At 40.7% G+C, this 20,605-nt stretch carries 19 protein-coding genes and 2 pseudogenes; 16 read left to right on the top strand and 5 right to left on the bottom strand.

Features of this window, described 5'->3' with window-relative positions:
• Positions 1-6 precede the first annotated feature (6 nt).
• The 12 genes and pseudogenes from AB4Z45_RS25140 to spoIIP all read left to right on the top strand — a co-directional run bounded on the left by AB4Z45_RS25140 (position 7) and on the right by spoIIP (position 12,504).
• Positions 7-1,308: an acyltransferase domain-containing protein gene (locus tag AB4Z45_RS25140; protein ID WP_441912342.1), complete on the top strand. Its 1,302-nt coding sequence runs from the start codon at positions 7-9 to the stop codon at positions 1,306-1,308.
• A 4-nt stretch (positions 1,309-1,312) separates the two neighbouring features.
• Positions 1,313-2,398, top strand: a complete 1,086-nt coding sequence (locus AB4Z45_RS25135; protein ID WP_441912341.1) for a DUF4832 domain-containing protein — start codon at positions 1,313-1,315, stop codon at positions 2,396-2,398.
• A 48-nt stretch (positions 2,399-2,446) separates the two neighbouring features.
• Positions 2,447-3,730 (top strand): Gfo/Idh/MocA family protein, encoded by a 1,284-nt coding sequence (locus AB4Z45_RS25130; protein ID WP_441912340.1) that lies wholly within the window; start codon positions 2,447-2,449, stop codon positions 3,728-3,730.
• 7 nt (positions 3,731-3,737) lie between these two features.
• Positions 3,738-4,664, top strand: coding sequence for an ABC transporter permease (locus AB4Z45_RS25125; RefSeq protein ID WP_441912339.1), 927 nt, complete (start codon positions 3,738-3,740; stop codon positions 4,662-4,664).
• 2 nt (positions 4,665-4,666) lie between these two features.
• Positions 4,667-5,560 carry a carbohydrate ABC transporter permease gene (locus AB4Z45_RS25120; RefSeq protein ID WP_339203014.1) on the top strand — a complete coding sequence of 298 codons (894 nt, stop codon included), beginning with the start codon at positions 4,667-4,669 and terminating at the stop codon, positions 5,558-5,560.
• A gap of 66 nt (positions 5,561-5,626) precedes the next feature.
• On the top strand, positions 5,627-7,090 hold the full coding sequence (locus AB4Z45_RS25115) for an ABC transporter substrate-binding protein (RefSeq protein ID WP_441912338.1): 1,464 nt from the start codon (positions 5,627-5,629) through the stop codon (positions 7,088-7,090).
• A gap of 169 nt (positions 7,091-7,259) precedes the next feature.
• On the top strand, positions 7,260-7,982 hold the full coding sequence (locus AB4Z45_RS25110) for a hypothetical protein (RefSeq protein ID WP_441912337.1): 723 nt from the start codon (positions 7,260-7,262) through the stop codon (positions 7,980-7,982).
• A 180-nt stretch (positions 7,983-8,162) separates the two neighbouring features.
• Positions 8,163-9,626: a MocR-like pyridoxine biosynthesis transcription factor PdxR gene (gene pdxR, locus AB4Z45_RS25105; RefSeq protein ID WP_441912336.1), complete on the top strand. Its 1,464-nt coding sequence runs from the start codon at positions 8,163-8,165 to the stop codon at positions 9,624-9,626.
• Positions 9,623-10,537 (top strand): D-alanine--D-alanine ligase, encoded by a 915-nt coding sequence (locus tag AB4Z45_RS25100; RefSeq protein ID WP_441912335.1) that lies wholly within the window; start codon positions 9,623-9,625, stop codon positions 10,535-10,537. The genes pdxR and AB4Z45_RS25100 overlap by 4 nt, the downstream gene beginning before the upstream one ends.
• A 120-nt stretch (positions 10,538-10,657) precedes the next feature.
• Positions 10,658-10,939 (top strand): annotated as a pseudogene (locus AB4Z45_RS25095) (HAD hydrolase-like protein); the annotation flags it as partial.
• A gap of 2 nt (positions 10,940-10,941) precedes the next feature.
• Positions 10,942-11,061: pseudogene (locus AB4Z45_RS25090) on the top strand (nucleosidase); the annotation flags it as partial.
• A gap of 189 nt (positions 11,062-11,250) precedes the next feature.
• Positions 11,251-12,504: a stage II sporulation protein P gene (spoIIP, locus tag AB4Z45_RS25085; RefSeq protein WP_441912334.1), complete on the top strand. Its 1,254-nt coding sequence runs from the start codon at positions 11,251-11,253 to the stop codon at positions 12,502-12,504.
• Positions 12,505-12,635: 131 nt separating this feature from the next.
• On the opposite strand, the gene AB4Z45_RS25080 is transcribed toward spoIIP, so the two are convergent.
• The 3 genes from AB4Z45_RS25080 to AB4Z45_RS25070 all read right to left on the bottom strand — a co-directional run bounded on the left by AB4Z45_RS25080 (position 12,636) and on the right by AB4Z45_RS25070 (position 16,169).
• Entirely contained in the window at positions 12,636-12,845 is a 210-nt protein-coding gene (locus AB4Z45_RS25080) for a hypothetical protein (protein ID WP_076265602.1), read from the bottom strand.
• A 319-nt stretch (positions 12,846-13,164) separates the two neighbouring features.
• Positions 13,165-15,504 carry an MMPL family transporter gene (locus tag AB4Z45_RS25075; RefSeq protein ID WP_441912333.1) on the bottom strand — a complete coding sequence of 780 codons (2,340 nt, stop codon included), beginning with the start codon at positions 15,502-15,504 and terminating at the stop codon, positions 13,165-13,167.
• A gap of 47 nt (positions 15,505-15,551) precedes the next feature.
• Positions 15,552-16,169 (bottom strand): TetR/AcrR family transcriptional regulator, encoded by a 618-nt coding sequence (locus tag AB4Z45_RS25070; protein WP_441912332.1) that lies wholly within the window; start codon positions 16,167-16,169, stop codon positions 15,552-15,554.
• Between the two features lie 281 nt (positions 16,170-16,450).
• Between AB4Z45_RS25070 and AB4Z45_RS25065 the strand changes: the two genes are divergently transcribed.
• Together AB4Z45_RS25065 and AB4Z45_RS25060 are read left to right on the top strand one after the other, a co-directional pair.
• Positions 16,451-16,699 (top strand): DUF3955 domain-containing protein, encoded by a 249-nt coding sequence (locus AB4Z45_RS25065; RefSeq protein ID WP_441912331.1) that lies wholly within the window; start codon positions 16,451-16,453, stop codon positions 16,697-16,699.
• 154 nt (positions 16,700-16,853) lie between these two features.
• Positions 16,854-17,630 carry a DUF817 domain-containing protein gene (locus tag AB4Z45_RS25060; protein ID WP_441912376.1) on the top strand — a complete coding sequence of 259 codons (777 nt, stop codon included), beginning with the start codon at positions 16,854-16,856 and terminating at the stop codon, positions 17,628-17,630.
• 3 nt (positions 17,631-17,633) lie between these two features.
• Here AB4Z45_RS25060 and AB4Z45_RS25055 read toward each other — a convergent pair whose 3' ends face one another.
• Positions 17,634-18,443 carry an AraC family transcriptional regulator gene (locus AB4Z45_RS25055; RefSeq protein ID WP_441912330.1) on the bottom strand — a complete coding sequence of 270 codons (810 nt, stop codon included), beginning with the start codon at positions 18,441-18,443 and terminating at the stop codon, positions 17,634-17,636.
• A 170-nt stretch (positions 18,444-18,613) separates the two neighbouring features.
• On the opposite strand from AB4Z45_RS25055, the gene AB4Z45_RS25050 reads away from it, so the two are divergent.
• Together AB4Z45_RS25050 and AB4Z45_RS25045 are read left to right on the top strand one after the other, a co-directional pair.
• Positions 18,614-19,438 carry a phytanoyl-CoA dioxygenase family protein gene (locus AB4Z45_RS25050; RefSeq protein ID WP_441912329.1) on the top strand — a complete coding sequence of 275 codons (825 nt, stop codon included), beginning with the start codon at positions 18,614-18,616 and terminating at the stop codon, positions 19,436-19,438.
• Between the two features lie 203 nt (positions 19,439-19,641).
• Complete coding sequence (locus tag AB4Z45_RS25045) at positions 19,642-19,941, top strand: hypothetical protein (RefSeq protein WP_441912328.1); 300 nt, start codon at positions 19,642-19,644, stop codon at positions 19,939-19,941.
• 54 nt (positions 19,942-19,995) lie between these two features.
• Here AB4Z45_RS25045 and AB4Z45_RS25040 read toward each other — a convergent pair whose 3' ends face one another.
• Entirely contained in the window at positions 19,996-20,541 is a 546-nt protein-coding gene (locus tag AB4Z45_RS25040; RefSeq protein ID WP_076265608.1) for a TetR/AcrR family transcriptional regulator, read from the bottom strand.
• Positions 20,542-20,605: the final 64 nt, after the last annotated feature.

Raw genomic sequence — 20,605 nt, 5'->3', positions numbered from 1 at the left:
TAACGAATGTCGATACGGTTGGATTTTAAAACGGCTGCTGCGTACTGCAATTTTGATTATCTTCCAGAAGGTTTAGAAGACAAATATAAAAGCTACGAACCGAGTAACAAGACTATACTCATTCCACGTAAGTTTTTAATTGAAATTTTTGAGCAATATCAACTTCCCGAGCATACCAAACAGTGGCTGGTTGGTGGAATTGAAGCGATAGAAAAGGATGAAATATTATTTCTATTCACGGCCTTTTTAGTAGATGACATGTGCTCATTGCGCAATCGCTGTGATGAAGACTTTTATACGAATATGACTCCGGGATGTATGAAGCAATACGGTGATTTATATTCCTTTCTTTTGCTGCTTGCTTGTGTTGTCCCTTCTATGGAAATGGTGGAAAAGCGCGGAATTCCTAAACCATATTTCGAGAATATCCCTCATCAGCCGCTTAAAGCTCAGTTGGAAAAATTAGTGGCATACGGTGATTCTAAAGTCCGTGACTTTCCGTGGGATTTGAATTTTTATACTTGTTCAATATTTCGATTAGATCGATTTCTCTTTATACCTTATCGATTTGAAGATCCTTTTACCATGTATCGTCATGTTCACACGCAGGAGGTTATTGCACTTCGACATGCGGGAGAAGAGTTTCGCAGCGATGGGCAAAGGAATGGAATCAATGGTGTATTTGATCCTGGGGGACATTTCACATCGAAATGGGAGGAAAATGCTGATCACATTATCGCTAATCGGATTAATCCAATGGGCTACGTTGAAAGAGAAGCAACTTCGATAGCAAAGAAGGAATGGGAACCGGTTCTTCAGAGAGGAGATACCCTATTAGCGCTGCATATTCCATCTGGACCTGGCTATACACCCGAAAGGCTGAAACATTCGATGTCACTCGCAATTGAATTATATGGTAACTATTTTCCGGAGTTAGCTATAAAAGGCTTCTGGAGCGCAAGCTGGCTTTATGATACGAGATTATCGCTCATATTGGACAATGAAAAAAGCAATATCGTATTGGTTCAAAGGCAGTTTTATAATTATCCCACATTTGAAGGGGACAGCATGCTGCGTTATGAAGCCTTTGGCGATCGGGAGGCAGATCCTGTCCAGAACGATGTGAAGTACACAACCTCGTTGCAAAGAGCCGCTGCAGCTTATATGAAGACGGGAGCGCGATTTAACACATTAAGTATGATTGTTTTGAAGGAAGAAATCGAGCAGATTGGTAACATGCCCTATATTTCAGATGCGGATATTGATCAATTCTTTAATACCGTTGACTGCCATTTACAGAGGAGGTAATGGGATGGGTAAATATTCGCTTGAAAACTACGAGAAGTATAAAACCGTAAAATTCCGGCCTTACCCATTACCGAGTAATGAAGCTCAAACAAGAAATGGTGTTTTTCAATATGTTTCTTATTCATGGAATGAACTAGAACCTACTAGAGGGGAATACAAACTTGAACAGGTGAAGGCAGCACTTAACACAGCAACAAATCCAATACTTATGATCAAACCGGACTTACCTATATGGGTGAAAGGTCATGCAGATGAATGTTTTGCGGCTTTCATAAGAAAAGTTGGGAGTTATTTAGATTCAGATAGTCGACTTGCAGGAGTTGTAATATCGACTCTCGCTGACGGTAAGGAAGAATGGAATGCCTATACGGATTCATTTGAAGCCACGACGCTTCTTGCTGATCTGCACAATGCAAAACTGATTCAATACTTAAGAGAACATGGCCGCGGGTTTGAATTGATTGTTAATTGCAGTGAAGATAACTGGATAACATGCTGTGAAGCATTTGCCAAACAGAAGCTGCAGCAGGTATGGAAGAGTTATCCGGTTGTCCTTCATTTTACCGATAACGTATGCGGTCCAAATAGTAGGCGTGAAGCGTATCGCTGGCATGCAAGCCTTTCTAATCTGGAAATAGAGCTTGGATATGACCTTACTCTACGAAGATTGACATATCCAGAGAACGTTTCTAGCGGGGGCAGCTTGCCGCTTCGATTCTGGTTTGTTAACACAGGGACTTCAAAAATTTACCGTGATTTTCGTTTGTGGGTGAAATTAGTGCAAGGGGATGTATCGTATGAAATTCCCATCCATGCTGCAACGGAGTCATGGTTAACGGGGGATCTTGTGCATAACGAGATTATACAATTGCCGGATATGCCGCCGGGAAATTATACAATAAGCTTTGGCTTGTTTTTCGAAGACCGAACATTCATTAATCTGAATATACAAAGCAACGTGCAGGACGGTTATTACGAGGCAGGTACTGTGAACGTTGAAATCACAAGTGAAGATCCTCTTTTGAATATATGGGATACCTATTATCCCGAAGGATATTATCCATTGGAAGATCCTAAATTGCCGGAATAGTAATAGAGAGCATCTTGGATAAAAACTCATACGCTGGAGGTAGTTGATTTGAAACTTGCATTAATCGGAGCAGGGCAAAGAGGCATGATTTATTCAGAATACGCAAGCAAAATAGTAGATATTGTTGCGGTAGTAGAACCAAATGACAATAGAAGAAAGGTTGCAGCCGATCAGTTTGGAATCCCGCTGGAGAATCAATTTCAATCTGTAGATGAATTTTATCGATTGGGAAAAATTTGCGACGCTCTTATTATTTCTTCGATGGACAGAGACCATTATACGCAAACGATGGAAGCGCTTGATCTTGGTTATGACATTCTGTTGGAAAAACCAATTTCGCCAAGTCCGGAGGAATGTTTAAGAATACAACAAAAAGCGAATGAAAAAGGTCGCAAAGTTATCGTTTGCCATGTGCTCCGATATACAAATTTCTTCGCAGAAATAAAAAAAATTATTGATAGCAATGAGCTGGGAAAGATCATAACCATTCAGCATAATGAAAACGTCGGAAATTATCATATGGCTCATTCTTTTGTAAGGGGGAATTGGAGAAACAGCGACCTAGCGAGCCCAATTATTATGCAGAAATCGTGTCATGATATGGATATATTGGCATGGCTTGTGGACAGTGATGCGAAGCGGATTTCTTCCTATGGGGACCTGACTTATTTTAAAGAAGAGAATGCACCAGCGAATAGCGCTGAACGATGCCTAGATTGTAAAGTTGCCGCAGATTGCCGCTTCGATGCAAGGAAAGCTTATCTTCCAATCAGAGGCCAATGGCCGGCTACAACGATTTCGGTAGATCAGACTGAAGAGGGATTATTGAAGGCTTTGGAAACAAGCCCATACGGACGCTGTGTTTATCGGTCTGATAACAATGTCTGTGACCATCAAGCATCCATTATTGAGTTCAAAAACGGCGTAACTGTCACCTTTAATTTAAGCGGATTTACCAATAAGATGTATCGAACGCTTAAAATTATGTGCGAGCATGGAGAAATTAGAGGTGATGACAGCTTAAATATCATTGAAGTAACGAGGTTCACATCCAATATGTCTGAACAATATGAGCACACTGTGATCCGGCCAGCTGCCATGAATGGCGGACATAATGGCGGGGATACAGGACTGATGATCGATTTCTTGGACAATTTAAAAAATGAGGACAGCAACAGCAGATCTTCCATTGATAGATCAGTAGAAAGTCACATTATGGCCTATGCAGCTGAGAGAGCAAGGGTTACAGGTACAGTAATTGATATCGATCATTTAAAGGAAGAGCTGCAAGAAACATTACGCGATAGCCGCTCGATAACGATGCAAAGGTAGTGATGTAATGAGTTCAGTTGTGAAAGGTTTCTTATATGAGATAAAGAAAAACAGAATATTGTATCTCATGTGCGTGCCTGCGCTTGTTGTATTAATCATGTTCAGCTACATCCCTTTTGCAGGAATATGGATGGCATTTACCGACTTTAATGTAGTTGACGGCATATTTGGCAGTAAATTTGTTGGTCTTGATAACTTCACTTACTTTTTCTCTAAAAATAGCATGGGCTGGAAGGTTACCTATAACACCTTATACATTAACTTTTTCAGCCTCATATTAGGCATTATTGTTCCGGTCAGTATCGCTGTTTTCTTAAACGAGATACGGAATAAATCGTTTAAACGGATTGCTCAAAGCATGATGTTTTTTCCCTATTTTATATCGTGGGTTGTAGTGGGCGCTATTCTTTATGGGATCTTCTCAACGGATGTAGGTGTTGCCAACAATATTTTGGAATTTTTTGGGGCAGATCCGATTAGATGGTATTCAGAACCGAAGTATTGGAAATGGATCATTATTCTCTCGAGTGTATGGAAGTGGAGCGGGTATAGCTCGATACTTTACATGGCTGCAATGGCTAACTTTGATGGCAGCTTGTATGAAGCAGCGAAAGTAGATGGCGCGAATAAGCTGCAGCGCATTATTTTCTTAACCATTCCTATGTTAAAACCAACAATCATTGTCTTGACTTTACTAAGTGTTGGACGGATCTTTTATGGTGACTTTGGTATGATATACGGCATTGTCGGCAATAACCCGGTACTTATTGACGAGGTTACCGTAATCGATACTTATGTTTACCAGTCTATGCGTACGTTGGGCTTTTCTTATTCGACTGCAATCGGATTATTTCAGTCTCTAATGGGATTAATTCTAATCTCTGCAGCTAACAAATCGGCTAAGAAAATAAACGATGGAGAGGGTCTATTTTAATAATGGAAACTAATCGATTGCTTGGAGATAGACTCGTAAAGAGCTTGGCGTACTGTTTTATTGGCTTATTTGCACTCGTTTGTTTATACCCGCTTGTATTGACTTTAAGTGTTTCCTTCTCATCTGAGCAGGCCATTGTCAAAAATGGTTATTCCATTATTCCGCTGAGTCCAAGTTTGGACACGTATAAATATATCTATGTGAATAGTGGAATGAAGATATTGAAATCTTACGGCGTAACCATCTTTGTAACTGTAATTGGCACGGTAAGCGCATTGCTGATTACAAGTATGATTGCATTCTCGATATCCGTAAAAAAGCTAAGATATCGCAATATTATCGCATTCATTAGCAATTTTACGATTATTTTCTCGGCTGGCTTGATTCCTTGGTATATGGTTAGCGTGAATTATTACGGTTTGAAAAATAGTATTTTAGCGTTAATCCTTCCATCTATTTTTAGCGTATGGAATATGTTTTTGCTGCGAACGTATTTTTCTAGCATTTCGCCGTCTTTATACGAAGCAGCGGAGATGGATGGAGCCAATTATTTTACCATTTATTTGAAGGTGGCTCTTCCTTTAAGCAAGACTGCTCTGCTCACAGTGGGATTAATGTATGCGCTGAATTATTGGAATGATTGGTGGAATGCACTCATCTTCATCAACGATAAGGATCTTTTTCCGCTGCAATACTATCTATACAACATTCTATCCAATGTAAATGCGATCAGCTCCGGCCGTATTCCCTCTGGGGCTTCCGGCAACATCACGCTGCCAGCAGAAACCGTAAAGATGGCAATTACCGTAATTACAATTGGTCCTATTATTTTCCTATTTCCTTTTATTCAAAAGTATTTCGTTCATGGCATTATGGCGGGCGCAGTAAAGGAATAAGCGATACATGGTTTGTAGCCTATCTAGGCCTAACATACATTAACCATTAAATAGGGAGGGTTATCAATGAAATCCAGTAAAATGCTTATCTTTTTGGTTTTAATGCTAGTTTCTACTTCAATACTAGCAGCGTGTAGCAACAAGGAAGAGGTTGGAGGAAAGGGGAAGCTCGAAACACTTACCATCTTGTACCCGGGGGACGAAAGTGATCGTATGACTGAATTTCTTGAAAAAGAATTTTCTGAGAAGATGGCAGCCGATCTTGGACTAAAGTTGAAAGTTATTTTTGTGCCATGGGCTCAGTACTGGGAGCAAAAAGATATTATGCTCGCTGCAAATGAGCCGATTGATCTTTATTGGGATGGCCTTCCCGACCTTTCTACCATTGTGAATAAGAAGCAAAGCATGCCATTGGATGATCTAATTAAGCAGTATGGCCAGGATATGCTCAAAGTGCTGCCGATGGAACAGTTTCAGGGTGCGGTAATTGACGGCAAAATTCATGGTATTCCATCGGCGTATGCTCCGTCATCAGCCATGTATCAACTGGTAGCTGTACGTCAGGATATACTAGAAGCAGTTGGTATGAACGAAATAAAAACAGCTGAAGATTTAAAAGAGTTTGCAACCAAAGCGAAAAAACAGTTCCCGGAAATGAAAGGGCCAGCTGATATTGTCTTTAAACCTCTCACCAGATATTTTACAGAAGAGCAGTATAATTTTATTGCAGTAGAAGATTTAATCGTATTTGGCGAAGACAGCAAAAAAGCACATAGCTATTATGAATCAGAGGCTTTCCAAAAAGTAGCGAAATTTAACCGTAGCATGTATGATGCAGGGCTTTATTCAGAGGATCTGACTATCAAATACAATGAACGGGATTCTCGCATGCAGACAGGTCTATACTTATGGGTTGAAGGCTCGCTAGGCAAAGAAATGGAAATTATAGATGCAATAAAAGCAAATGCACCTGATGCTAGAGTGAAAACTTACCTTCTGGCACCAGAGAAACCTCGTTATATTACTGCAACAGGAGGAGAAGTTCTAGGCGTTCCTGTAACGGCTCCTAATCCAGAGGGTGCGATAAAATTCGTGAATTGGATTTATAAATCCAAAGAAAATTATCAATTAGCGCTCTATGGCGTTGAAGGCAAGGATTACGAGATTGTAGATGGAAGAATCAAAAAGCTGACTGCAAATGAATTCTTCTATGAATGGATGTTTAGAAATCAGAATTATCAATTGTTTGGACCGGACGTAGCACAAGAATCTATTGATCATTATAAAACCTGGGATGACGAGGCAGTAACTTCCGCTTCACTCGGCTTCCGATTTAATAATGAGAAAGTAAAATTGATTGAGACTGCCCTAAAAGAAGTGGCAGGCAAGGACTTAGCAGCTATACGCTCAGGCTTTGTCGATTTTGAAACGGAATACCCGAAAGCGATTAAGAAGCTAAAAGCAGCAGGGATTGATGAATACGTAGCTGAGATTCAGCGCCAGTTGGATGAGTTTTTGGCTAGTAAATAAAGAGATATTATATTTTTAAGTTCTAGTATTGGCATAGGAGTAAAAGTAAATGATGTGAAACCCCGACCCAAAAGAGGTCGGGGTTTTTGCGTTGTTTTGCATAACGCCCTATGCAGGATGTAGTACTATAGAAATAGAAACCAATCTTTCCTTTTGAGGGGTATATCTATTGAAGAAAAGTAAGCAAATTAGGGATTTAATATATGTGAGCGGCGAGCATGAGAAGAATTATTTTTGCTCCTATGGAATCGAATTTCATGAATTTATGAACTGTGTACATCATAGGCCGGAGAACCTTATACTTCTTAAACATGATTTTCATAACGTACAGACGAATTGGCATTCTAGACTTCATTATGTTTTGCAGCAAGGATTGGATGAATTAATTGAAGAAAACGTGTATGACTATGGAGATTTTTGTTGGGTAGATTTCTCCAAAGAAGAGGATTTAAATGCTTTAAGCAAAAATCAAATCGCTGAATTATTGTTTTTTGGCCATATGGGTGAGCCATTGCATCATATACCAAAGCTGAGGTTTGCTTATTTTGCACATGATGATGGCTGGTTTAACAAGCTTTATGTTATAGATTTATATGATTATGAAGTTCTTTTAGCTAAAGTGATTGCTTTTAAGCTTCATAAGCTAGCGGGTAGGCATGTTCAAGAAATTCCAAAGGACATATCATCGGTACTTTTAGAATGGACAAGAGATGGATTATTGATTGACATGTCAAAAATTCAAAAAAGTAAAGCTGAATTAAGAATACCGGTAACCTTTATTGGTCATGACATTGATATGGACAGCGTATACGATTTTAGAAAAGAAATTAGGGATTACAAGGTTTGGTTAGTTTATTCAAAAAAAGTTTGGAAGCTTATTAAAGAAGATTAAAACGAACGTTTGCGTTATGGGGAAGTATCATCCCTGTCATTTGAGCGCGATTGTTGATATTTCTAATGGGTTATATATTCGTTCAAGCTTGTAACCTATCCACAGGTAGGCTGAAAATTAGACATCGTGGATCTTATTATATTGATCAATGTATGTCATTATATTTTTAGGGGGGATTGGATGTTTACTGAATTCAATATGACGGATGACAGCCCTGCCTATACTCAAGTAAAAGAATACATGAAAAGTTTAATTACTTTAGGTGTATTGCAAGCGAATCAGAAGCTACCGTCTACGCGCGAACTTAGTTCTATGCTGAATGTCAGTAGAAATACGGTAGTTAATGCATACGCAGACTTGAAAGACGAAGGTTTTGTGTATGTAGATAAAGGGAAAGGGAGCTTTGTTGCTCAAAAATTCGGTGAAGCAGCAACTGAACAATTATGGCAGCTTGATTGGAAGCAAAATATTAGCAAGCAAGCGAAGATTGCTGAAAAAATGGATCTTAGCAAGCACGGGATACGTTCGAGCACAGGGGAAATCAATTTCACAAGTATCGCACCGGATGGGAAACTGTTTGATCTCGATAATGTCAAACGAGCATTTTTAGATCGGATGTCCATAGAGGGTGAAATCATCTTAAACTATGGATATGCACAAGGCTACAAGCCTTTAATGGAATATTTACTTCGATATATGGAGAATAAAGGGGTAAATCTAGAGGGTAAGGATATTCTGATTACGAACGGTTTTACAGAAGGATTAGATCTCATTTTATCGACTTTAATTAAGAAACATGGTCGTGTCCTTTGCGAGAATCCTACCCATCATGCGGCTATTAAACTGTTTAAGATGCATGGATTTGATATTGAGGGTATCGAAATGGAGCAAGACGGGATTAATCTTGTGGAGCTGGAGAGGGCATTGTCAGAGCGATCGTTTGATTTAACCTATCTTGTACCTTCCTATCATAATCCAACGGGGATTGTGATGTCTCCCCATAAACGAATGGAAGTCATCAAGCTGCTCCATAAATATCAAGTCCCGCTTATTGAAGATGGGTTCAACGAGGAGCTAAGGTTTTCAGGAGACCACATTGCCCCTTTAATTGCTTGCAACGGAAATGGAAATAGTGTCATCTATCTAGGCAGTTTTTCGAAAATCCTATTCCCTGGCCTCCGGGTTGGATGGGTCTTGGCGGAGAAAGAGCTCATTTATTATCTGGAAAGTGTAAAGCGTGCGCGAAGCATCCACACCTCCACATTAGATCAATCCTTACTTTATCAATATCTTCATAATGGCAACTTCGAGAAGTATTTGAAAAAAGCCAAGTCTGAATATAAACGAAAATGTGAATTAGTCATTCGGTGCTGTAAAGCGTTTATTCCGTTAAAACGCCTTTCAGGCGACGGAGGGCTTCATGTTTTTATTGAATTCGAAGATAACTTTGATACCAATGTCTTATTAGAATACTGTCGCCACAAAGGGGTCATATTTACTCCGGGCAACATTTTTTTTACGGATAATAAAGGTCATCATACGATACGCCTTGGCTTCTCACGTGTCGCATATGAGGACATCATAAAAGGAATTCAAATTATAGGTGATACGGCTAAACAAATGATGAAGGAGAGACAGCTATGAGAGTTGGAGTGATAATGGGGGGTATTTCATCAGAAAAAGAAGTTTCCCTTATGACTGGACGCGAAATGATTGCTAATTTGGATAGAGAAAAGTATGAGTTGTATCCGATTGAAATCAATCGAAAAGATGAACTCATTGAAAAAGTGAAAAATATTGACGTGGCTCTGCTTGCGCTTCATGGGAAGTATGGTGAGGATGGAACGATTCAAGGGGCGCTTGAAACACTTGGCGTTCCATATACGGGGTGCGGTGTTTTATCGAGCAGTTTGAGCATGGATAAAAATATATCTAAAAAGCTTTTTCGTAGTGAAGGCATTGTTACTCCTGACTGGATTCATTTGAATAGTGCAGCTGAATTGTGTGTTGAAGATGTCGAACGACTGGGTTATCCGGTTATCGTGAAGCCAAATTCAGGCGGATCGAGTTTAGGAGTCAGAATAATAAAAAACAAAGAAACGTTAGTTGATGAGGTACTAGAAACCTTTCGATGGGATAATGAAGCGTTGATCGAGCAATATATCGATGGTGAGGAAATAACCTGCTCCATTTTAAACGGTAAACTTCTTCCTATCATCGCTATTCGTTCTCAATCCGAGTTTTTTGATTATTCTTCCAAGTACGATGACGGTGGAGCTGATGAAAAAGTGATCCAGCTGCCTCCTGAGATTTTTGAACGGGTTCGTGCTTCTGCACTAGGCTGTTACAAGACATTAAAATGCAGCGTTTACGCCCGAATCGACATGATGATTAAAGATGGAATTCCTTATGTAATGGAAGTGAACACATTGCCTGGCTTGACGAAAAATAGCCTTCTGCCCAAAAGCGCCAAAGCTGCGGGAATTTCATTCAGCCAACTGTTGGATCAGATTATTGAATATTCATTAATGGAAAGAAAGAATGGGTTACTATAGCTTAAAAAGAACGAGGCTACCGGTATGAAACGGCAGCCTCGTACTGTTATTGAGCAGTTAACTTCAATGATTTGTGTTAAAGTGGGAATGATCATGTATTTTATAAAGGGAGAGGAAGAAATGTCACTATCACTAATCTTTGATATGGACGGAACACTATTTCAAACAAATAAAATTTTAGAAATATCACTTGAAGATGCGTTTAATCAGTTAAGGTCAATAAATGAATGGGACAGCGCAACGCCTATTGATAAATACCGCGAAATTATGGGTATACCTTTACCAAAGGTTTGGGAAACTCTCTTGCCCAACCATTCCAAAGAAATAAGAGAACAAACGGACTTATACTTTCTAGAACGATGGATTGAAAACATTAGAAGCGGGAAAGGTGTTTTGTATCCTATGGTTTAGTCGCCATTGGATGCAACTTTGATTTTGCACAAGAAGACGAACTCTCTCAGGCAGATATCGTCATAGATGATTTAATTGAGCTAAAATCAATAGTTTCACAGTTGAAAAAATAGGTGCTCGTAAAAAATATAGTTACATATGAGTGCTTGATAAATTGATTTGTCTTTATCTGTCATGTCTTTTGAATGACTCTACTAGGAATTTACGCTCATTTTCGCGTTCTAGAATATAGTTTAGAAGGATTTTCCTCCATTGCTGTCGAAATTCGTAGAATAAGTATTTGAAATGGAGGAAAGTTAGCTTTGAGATTAAGAAATCAACTATTGGGTGGAACGATCATTCTTTCTTTATTAACAGGGGGATCCGATTCTGCCTATGCGTCAATTCAGAACTTGTCGGCAGGAAAAAAGCTAAGCCAGGGAGTACAACAGTACGCTCAAACCGTTCAAAAGAAAGAAACAATCGCTAAAATTGTGGATACTACCAATTTGCGCAAAGGACCGGGGCTTGAATATGAGATTGTTGCCAAAGCGAAGGCTGGCACATCTTATCCAATCGTTGAATCGAAAGGGGAATGGTACAAAGTAGCTCTTTCCAGCGGTAACACGGCTTATGTTGCAAATTGGGTAGTGGAGACGGTTGAGAGCAGCGGCAGCCAACCTACTTCAAATAATGGACAAAACCAGGAAAACGCCAACAAGCCGGGTGGTGGTCAAGATAAGGAAGCTATTGTAAATATCGTAGATACTACTAATTTGCGCAAAGGGCCTGGTTTAGATTATGAGATTGTTGCCAAGGCGAAAGCTGGAGAAACCTTTCCTGTCGTCGGATTAGAAGGAGATTGGTATAAAGTATTGCTGCCTAGTGGAGGAACCGCTTACGTTGCTAATTGGGTTGTGAACACGGGGAGTAACAAACAAAGCGGCAGTAAAGTGTATATCTATCATACGCATAATAGGGAGTCCTGGAGAAATGTATTAGGTAATTCAAAAGGGACCTCCGTCGACGATGCCAAAGTGAACATTACGCTTGTAGGCAAGAAGCTTGCTGAGAGTCTGCAGAAAAAAGGGATATCCTCCATTGTTGAACAGACCGACTTTACTGAAAGACTGAATGAACAGAAATTAAGCTACACAAAAGCCTACGTTGAATCGCGTAAAGCAGTCGACAAGGCGATGAAGGCTAATACTTCACTATCCTATTTCTTCGATATTCACCGTGACGCTGATGTTCCACGGAGCAAAACAACGGTTGTCATTAATGGTAAAACGTATGCGCGCATTATGTTCGTCATTGGAGATGCTAATCCTGCGCATAAGGAAAACAAAAAGTTCGCCGAAGCGTTAAACGCTCTATTAAACAAGAAGTATCCTGGCATATCGAGGGGAGTTCTTATGAAAAGCGCCCACCAGGGGAATGCCGAGTACAACCAGTCCGTCTCTAATGGAAGCCTGCTTCTGGAATTTGGGGGAGTAAATAATACGTTGGAAGAAAATCTCCAAACTGCAGAGGCTTTTGCTGACGTGTTTGCGGAGTATTATAAATCAATTAAATAAAGTAAAAAAAGCAGGGGAAGTTTCCTTGCTTTTTTTTGTTCCATGCTCGCAATCAGTTGTTTATCATAATGTTAAGGGTCATATAAAAAATAAAAAAACCGATTTTTACATCGGCCTTGTAGACATTGTTTTTAAACGAAAAATGAATTTGCTGTTCTGTGAATAATGCTTCCATCTGACATACGAACGGAATCGTCGTTATATCCTGTTATGGTTGATGCTGGTCTAATCTGCATGCCGTTTTGCATTGGTTTGATTATTGCTTTTTGAGCAATCGCAACTTCAAAATCTTTGTTCGTAATTAGTCTTTGACCTTCTTGAAGTGTAATTTTTGCTTGCATGTAAACACGTCCTCTACGGTTCTATTTTTTTGTATTCTAAGGACAAATAATACACTAATAACTTTATACAAAGCAATGGAAGTGAATGCAAATGAGAAAAAATATTTCAGAATATGTTGTAAAATATACAAAACAGTGAATTTTAATCTCAATACGTGACAGTATACCCCAACAAATCCTCAATCATAATTTTGTCAGTCTAATTGGATCAATAATTCTTCTGCAATACCTGATGCATGACTTTGGGATCATATGCGAAAAAAGGCAAACCAGATGATCTGGTTTGCCTTTTTTGCAAATCAAATTAGCGAAAATTGAATCAATATGCTCGACGAGGTTTCTCCTTAATGGTAGCAGCGCTCTCCTGGCTCTTCAGTTCAGCTAGAAGCTTATCACCTTCGACATCCAGGTTCGGCAGCATACGGTCTAGCCATTTCGGCAGCCACCAAGCTTTGTCGCCGAAGACTGCCATGACAGCTGGGACAAGCGCCATGCGTACGAAAAAGGCGTCAATAAGAATGCCGATTGCGAGTGCAAAACCGATCTGTTTAATCATAATATCATGCGCGAAAATAAAGCCTGCGAACACAGACACCATAATCACGGCAGCGGCTACTACTACACGGCTGGCCTGATTATAGCCATGAACGACACTCTCTGTTCCGTGATGGCCATGTACGTAAGACTCGCGCATGGAGCTGACGAGGAACACCTGATAATCCATCGCCAGACCGTAAAGAATGCCGGTAACCATTATTGGCATAAAGCTGAGCAGCGGACCGCCGGTATCAAAGCCGAAGAGGGAGTGCAGCCATCCCCATTGGTATACGGCCGTAGTAATCCCGAATGTGGCGAGCACACTGAGAAGGAAACCAACCGTAGCTTTGAGCGGAACGATGATTGAGCGAAACACGAGCAGCAGAATAATAAGCGATAGGATGACGATAATGCCGACGTAGAGAGGGAACACCTCAGCCAGCTTCGATGACATATCGATGTTAATTGCGGTGAACCCAGTTACGCCAACCGTGACATCATACGTTAGCGCCATGCTGGAATCAGAAGCTCGAATCTCACGAACTAGGTTTTTGGTTTCTGCATCCGTTGGACCTGTTTTGGGGATGAGGCTAATAATAGCCATATCTCCGTTTTTGTTTACGCCCATAGGTGTCACAAGCGAAACATTCTCATGCTTCCCTAGATCTTGAACTAGACCATTCAGCAATTCCGGCGTCACTTTGTCCGATGCGCCTTTTGGCTTTGCTACCAGGAGCAACGGGCCATTGAAGCCTTCGCCAAAACCGTTTGAAATGGCGTCGTAGCTCTGCCTTGATGGTGTATCTAAGTTAGCCGTGGCTCCTGATGGGATGCCCATTTCCATTTTTGCGACGGGGAGTGCTGCTGCGCCAAGAATAACAATAACAGCAACAATAACAAGCCAGCGGCCTTTCGCTATAGCTGTTACCCAGCGGAGTGCGAACCCATGAGCAGTTTTCTTCGATTGGGTGCTGCTCTTCGTACGCGCTTTTGCCGAGCAGATGCGTTCACCAAGCAGACCTAGCAGTGCCGGCAGCAGAGTTAAAGCAACTAGAACATTGACGAGGACAGCCAAAGCAGCAACAAGCGCCATGGCAGACAAGAAGCCAATTCCGATGACAAGCATGCCGCACAAAGCAATAATAACGGTCAAGCCAGCAAAAAACACTGCACTTCCGGCTGTGCCGACTGCTCTGCTGGCTGCTTCCCGCGCACTTAATCCCTGATCAAGAATCATGCGGCGTTGACGATTTACGATAAACAGCGAGTAGTCAATTCCGACGGCAAGCCCAACCATAAGCGCTAGAACAGGAGTGAGATCAGTCATATGGATGAATTTTGAGAAGGCATATGCTCCTCCTACGCTAATCCCTACTCCCATTAAGGCAGTTAGAAGCGGCAAGCCAGCAGCAACAACCGATCCAAGTGTCATGAATAGCACAACGGCAGCTACGGCAATACCGATAGCTTCTGTCGAACCAATGGAAGGTTTAGTTGACAGCGAGTCGCTTGGCAATGCTTGAATACCCGTTTGTTCAACAGACATGGCGGCATCGATGACGGAATCGGGTACCGATTCAGGTAGCGACATTTGCTGAACGGTGAATTGGAATTGGAACAGGGCAACGCTGCCGTCAGAGGCAAGCATCACGCCAGGTACCGGAACACCGTTAACTATTAGAGGGCCGAAGGGAGGAAATTCACCTGTGGTTGCTTGCGCTGTTCCGTCCCCTTGTTGTGGTGCACTCCCTTGAGCGTTTTCTGAAGCTGAAGCGCCGGCTTTAGCAGCCAATTCAGCAGCATTAATAACATATTCGAGGTTATAAACATCATTAACAGCTTTAGTAATGGCGCTCAAACGCTCTGGTGTATCTAGACGTTCGTCTTTGGGAGCCGTAAACACGATGCTGGCTTGTCCGCCTGAAGCTTCTGGCAGTTCCGCTGACAATTGATCCAATACCTTCTGTGATTCCGTTCCCTCAATTTTCATATCGGAGGTTACATGGATTCCATTGACCCCGAGTATAGCGAGCACAACTCCGAGAATTGCGATCCAGCTAATAATGAAATACCATGGCTTGGTATAGGCTGACTTACCCAATCTGTACAGAAAAGTTGACATCTGTTAATGATTCTCCTTTGCATGTAGAAATAACGTGAGGTCGTGTACTAAAATCCGTTTCGCAAGTAACCAAACATAGTATCTAAATATTGATCGAACGTTACGGCCTCTGGGGTCTCGGCGATTGATTGACCTGGTAACAGCACACTCAGGCTGCCATCCAGTATGGGGAGCATGGCTCCATAAACAGCTCCGGCGAGGAGGTGGGTATACCCAACGGGATATCGTTCATGGGAAAACTCATCTAAAGTTTCCTGAGCCATAATTTGCAAACGGCGCAGTCCGCTTAAGATGTAAGGCTCAAGCGTAGGGTGCTGCCTCGAAAATGATACAAGCTGTCGCAGTTTCCCAATATGTTCTCCTGTCAGATGCAGCTTCATCAACTGGTGAAGAATGTCGAGTGGGGACATGTCCTCGTTTAAGCTATTGATCCAATTCCCAATTTCGTCGGCGCCTTTAAAGATGAGAGCTGCCGAAGCTATCGCTTCCTCTTTGCAGGAGTAGTGGTTCGCAAACGTTCGTCTGGAGTAACCGGCGAGCTGCACAACATCTTCGACGACGAAACCATCCATTCCCTTTTCCAGAGCAAGTGCGAAAGCTGCATCGGCAAGCGCATTCGCGGTTGCTTCTCTTTTGATATCGCGTAGGCTTTGTTTGTTCATCATGTAACGCTTAAGCGTTCACCCCTTTTCAAATACAATGGAAGCTTTTTCAAAAATAATCCCTGCTTATATTATTGCCCAATGGGCAATGATGCACAATGAGCAAGTTGTTACGAATTTGTGGCGTTGAGCTAAACGATTTGAGCGAGAGCTTACAAATAGGAAAGTGTAAAGCATAGAGTTTTATTGAAACAACAAATATTTATTGTTTTACGATAAAATTATATTGACTTACACAGATATTGACGATATTATTTTCGTAGTTAGCTAAGAGGAGGATTTTTATGAGACAGAAAGGATTATCAGCGTGGTTAAAATTAGTTTCTATCCCAATTTTTTTGGGAATCATTTGTCTAGTTATCGGAATGATGGGGAAATCCGAAGTCGCTCCAGATGGTACACTAATAGAACCATTGTTCTTTTTAATTCCATTAAGTTATCTATTATTTTTAAGTGGAATTATTTTATTATTATTGCTCGCTGTCATTTCTATGATCAAAAAAATAAACATAATTCATAGAACAATAAAATAAAATAAAATAAAAAACAATTTCCTGATCAGAAAAGGAAATTGTTTTTTTATTTAACATGGCGGGAGCTTTATCTCATAGGACAGTTGTAGAACGTTGACACTGTCGTGAAATGTTATCCTTTGGTCATGGTGAGGAGAGAAACAAATTGAAATCAATGTTACAGCTACTGCATTTTGGCTACCATCAGGCGATGAGCTGCATATTTCCAGTTGCGATTTTTGGAACATTAGCTCTTTCTAACATCGTAGAAATACCTTTCATTCATCGTTATGATGCCATTCTACTTGTACTGCTTGGAGTGCAATATCTCATGTATCGCAGCGGATTAGAGACACGTGATGAAATCAAAGTAATCTGTATATTTCACATCATTGGTTTGCTGCTTGAGATCTATAAGGTCAGGATGGGCTCTTGGTCATATCCGGAGCTAGGGTTTACAAAGTTGCTTGGTGTCCCGCTCTATAGCGGATTTATGTATGCAAGTGTTGCAAGCTTTATGTGTCAGGTTTGGCGGAGACTACGAATGGACATGACTGGCTGGCCTGGGCTTGCACCATCGGCGCTTCTTGGAGGAGCCATCTATTTCAACTTTTTCACACATCATTTTATTCCTGATTTTCGCTGGTGGCTGACGGCGCTTGTATTTATTGTATTCTGGAAAACATGGATCATATTTCGGGTAAGAGCTATAACTTATCGAATGCCTTTAACCCTTTCATTTATTATTGTAGGTTTTTTTATTTGGTTAGCTGAAAATATAGCCACGTTTTTTAATGCTTGGAAATATCCTGATCAGAATCAAACCTGGCAGCTGGTCAGTTTCGGTAAGATTAGCTCATGGTTCCTTCTGGCAATCATTAGTGTCATTATCGTCGCCCAGCTGAAACATGTAAAAGCGGAACGGACAAAAAACGATTCATCATTCAGCTAGGATTCATGTTCCTCTGGAAGACCGCCAATTGCTTGGAGAATGACCATACTTTCGTTTAAACAGTTTAGAGAAATGAAACTCGTCATAAAATTGCAGCTGGGATGAAATTTCCTTCACTGACAGGCTTGTTGTCTCCAGCGATACTTTGGCCGATTCTAGCTTTAAATTTTGCATATACTCGCTGGGTGATTGGCCTGTTAATGCGCGGAAGCGCGAAAAAAAGGACGTTCGCGACAAGCCGCTGCGTTCGATGAGTTCTTCGACCCGAATACCCTTATCCATATTCCGATGGATATAGATTAATATATTGTTGAGTTCGCTTTGGCGCGAGGTCTGCCCTGACTCAAGTTCTCTAGCAAAGAGTACCAATAATTGTTGCAGGAAGATATTCGAAGAATAAGCGTAACCGAAGGATTCTGCAATCAAAGTATCAATGATACGCTCGCACAGCAGTACTGCCTCTGCAACTTTTCCTGTTGTTTCGACCTTGCTTACAGGAAGCTGCAGATTTCGAATGGTGTCCAGGGAATTGAAATCAAGATAATAAAATTTCCAGTTATTATCCTGACACTTGTATTCGGAGGGAATTCCCTCCTGAACGAAAAAGAAAGTGCCTGCTTGCAGCTCATAGCGGTCATTCCCTTGGGATAGGATGCCCTTACCTTCATAAGTAATAAAAAGACCAGGAACGACGAATCCTTCACTGGTTATAATGTTGTATGCATCGTCAGCCTGCACTTTCCAAATCGAATTAAATTGAGGGAAGTTGATGGGTTCTTTTCCAAGTATATAAGGAATATTCATGTAGGTCATATTAATCAAATCCATTCCATTGTTCTAATATACATTTAATTTCACAAATTACCGTGAATTCTATGTATAATATGTACAATTATACATGATGTGAATACATGTATCCATGGATGCATAGATGATTTTCCTCTACACTTAGAACAAATACCGAGTAGAGGAGTGTAATTGAAATGAAGCTTAAAGTTGGAAGCCGTGAATTAGAAATGGATGGAAAAGAGCTCACAGAGCTCAGAAGCTCAAATGATATTTTTCATGATGTTCAGGCGCTGCGCGATCGGATGGAGGAAGACGGTTATTTACTGATCCGCGGGTTTCATGACCGTGATAAGGTGATGCAGGCTCGAACAAATATTTTGGAAAAGATGAAACAGATGGGAAAGCTAGATCGGGATACGCAATTAGAAGATGGCGTTATGGCAGATGGAAGCAAAACGATTTTTTTTGGAGGAACAAACGAGGATCTTCCTGCACTGCTTAATGTTTTGAATGGGGAGCACATCATGCGATTCTTCGATGAACTTCTCGGAGAACAGTCGCTGACTTATCATTACAAGTGGCTTCGTGCGGTAGGCAAAGGTGATTTTACAGGAGCGCACTACGACATTGTTTACATGGGAAGAGGTACCCCGAATGTCTATACCGTATGGTCCCCTCTTGGAAACGTTTCGTATGAAATGGGGGGACTGGCGATTTGCCTCGGCTCGCATCGATTTGAAACGCTGAAGCAATCGTATGGATCCAAAGATTCGGATCGTGATGGTTTGGGACATTACACGGATGATCCGCTTGTTATAACGGAGAAGTTCGGTGGTCAGTGGGCGACAACTCAATTTCAGGCAGGCGATGTACTCATTTTCGGCATGTTTTTAATGCATTGCTCACTGGAGAATACAACCAATCAATACCGAATTAGTGTGGATGCGAGATACCAATCGGCCTACGAAAAGGTTGACGAAAGATGGAGCGGCAAAAAGCCGAAGGGTCATTTTAAATAATTGTTCTAGCCACCCATTGCGGTGGCTATTTTATTGATAGGAAGTGAAGCGTCTACTTAGAAAAGATGATTGACTATAGTATTAATTAGTTTTATGATTTGTAACAAAATTGAAATCCGAGAAATTAATTCCATAATTCACTTCTACAAACAAAAAATCAGATAAAAAAATACCGATTAGACTAGAAAGGGCGGTCTGCAACTATGCTTAAATTGATGAGAAACAAGTATATTGTTGTTTTGATTGTTTCTATCGTTTTTATCATAGTTTGGATCTATAAGCCGATAGAGACTACTCGTATCACAGTTGGCACAATTGAAAGCAAGGAGAGTAAAGGCGGGAATCATTTTATAAATATTATATATGCTGACCAAACTCGTACGGATAAAATTAAAGTTCCATTAACAACTTGGAATCTAATAAAGGCAGATAATAAATATTTTTTCGTTTATAAATTCGATTTAATGCGCAAGCCTTATTTAATAGATATTAGAGAGCACTGAAGTTATTGTACTGACGAACTTGACAAGATGATGTACGCCGTTCGTTTATAACGATTATACATTCCTCTCCAGCAATGTCCCCAGTTGTTCTGCTAAGACATGATGGGGGACAGGCATTTCATTCATGAACCACCATTCCACTACTCCTACAAAAGAAGAAGCGACAAACCTCACGAGAAGATCTTCATTTAACCCCTCATTTTTTCCTTTCGTTACATCGATCTCATTCTTAAATTCTTCGATAAGAAATGCAAGAAATCGACCGTGAAAGTAAGGAGCGCCTTTACTCGCCAACATCATGGAAAAAAATGAATAATGACGTTCAAAATATTCAGTCCAGATTAGAGTCGATTCGGTAAAATCCAATTCCGCAGCCGCTCTGCACGTTACCCTTAGCACGTCAATATGTTCTTCAATGAGTTTATCCAGCAGATCATATTTATCTAAATAATGAAGATAGATGGTCCCGCGGCTCACATTCGCCCTGTCGGAAAGATCCTGAATTGTAATATCATCAAAATTTTTTTCTGACATCAGATCTATAACCGCTTTTTTTAACGCATCCTGCGTTTTTTGTATTCTTCGATCCACTTTAGCCAATATCAGGTCACCAGGCTTTCGTAAATAATTAACAAATATACAGAAGTTGTTCATTAATTAACAA

It is taken from the genome of Paenibacillus sp. MCAF9, from assembly GCF_052114265.1.
Lineage (GTDB): Bacteria > Bacillota > Bacilli > Paenibacillales > Paenibacillaceae > Pristimantibacillus.
Note: the sequence above shows the minus strand (reverse complement) of the source record. Positions and strands in the feature narration are given on the sequence as shown.

What these genes read in the sequence shown, in the direction of transcription:
- AB4Z45_RS25140 (WP_441912342.1), top strand. Translation starts at nt 7, where the DNA reads ATGTCGATACGGTTGGATTTTAAAACGGCTGCTGCGTACTGCAATTTT.
- AB4Z45_RS25135 (WP_441912341.1), top strand. Translation starts at nt 1,313, where the DNA reads ATGGGTAAATATTCGCTTGAAAACTACGAGAAGTATAAAACCGTAAAA.
- AB4Z45_RS25125 (WP_441912339.1), top strand. Translation starts at nt 3,738, where the DNA reads ATGAGTTCAGTTGTGAAAGGTTTCTTATATGAGATAAAGAAAAACAGA.
- AB4Z45_RS25120 (WP_339203014.1), top strand. Translation starts at nt 4,667, where the DNA reads ATGGAAACTAATCGATTGCTTGGAGATAGACTCGTAAAGAGCTTGGCG.
- AB4Z45_RS25115 (WP_441912338.1), top strand. Translation starts at nt 5,627, where the DNA reads ATGAAATCCAGTAAAATGCTTATCTTTTTGGTTTTAATGCTAGTTTCT.
- pdxR (WP_441912336.1), top strand. Translation starts at nt 8,163, where the DNA reads ATGTTTACTGAATTCAATATGACGGATGACAGCCCTGCCTATACTCAA.
- AB4Z45_RS25100 (WP_441912335.1), top strand. Translation starts at nt 9,623, where the DNA reads ATGAGAGTTGGAGTGATAATGGGGGGTATTTCATCAGAAAAAGAAGTT.
- AB4Z45_RS25080 (WP_076265602.1), bottom strand. Translation starts at nt 12,845, where the DNA reads ATGCAAGCAAAAATTACACTTCAAGAAGGTCAAAGACTAATTACGAAC.
- AB4Z45_RS25075 (WP_441912333.1), bottom strand. Translation starts at nt 15,504, where the DNA reads ATGTCAACTTTTCTGTACAGATTGGGTAAGTCAGCCTATACCAAGCCA.
- AB4Z45_RS25070 (WP_441912332.1), bottom strand. Translation starts at nt 16,169, where the DNA reads ATGATGAACAAACAAAGCCTACGCGATATCAAAAGAGAAGCAACCGCG.
- AB4Z45_RS25065 (WP_441912331.1), top strand. Translation starts at nt 16,451, where the DNA reads ATGAGACAGAAAGGATTATCAGCGTGGTTAAAATTAGTTTCTATCCCA.
- AB4Z45_RS25060 (WP_441912376.1), top strand. Translation starts at nt 16,854, where the DNA reads ATGTTACAGCTACTGCATTTTGGCTACCATCAGGCGATGAGCTGCATA.
- AB4Z45_RS25055 (WP_441912330.1), bottom strand. Translation starts at nt 18,443, where the DNA reads ATGACCTACATGAATATTCCTTATATACTTGGAAAAGAACCCATCAAC.
- AB4Z45_RS25050 (WP_441912329.1), top strand. Translation starts at nt 18,614, where the DNA reads ATGAAGCTTAAAGTTGGAAGCCGTGAATTAGAAATGGATGGAAAAGAG.
- AB4Z45_RS25045 (WP_441912328.1), top strand. Translation starts at nt 19,642, where the DNA reads ATGCTTAAATTGATGAGAAACAAGTATATTGTTGTTTTGATTGTTTCT.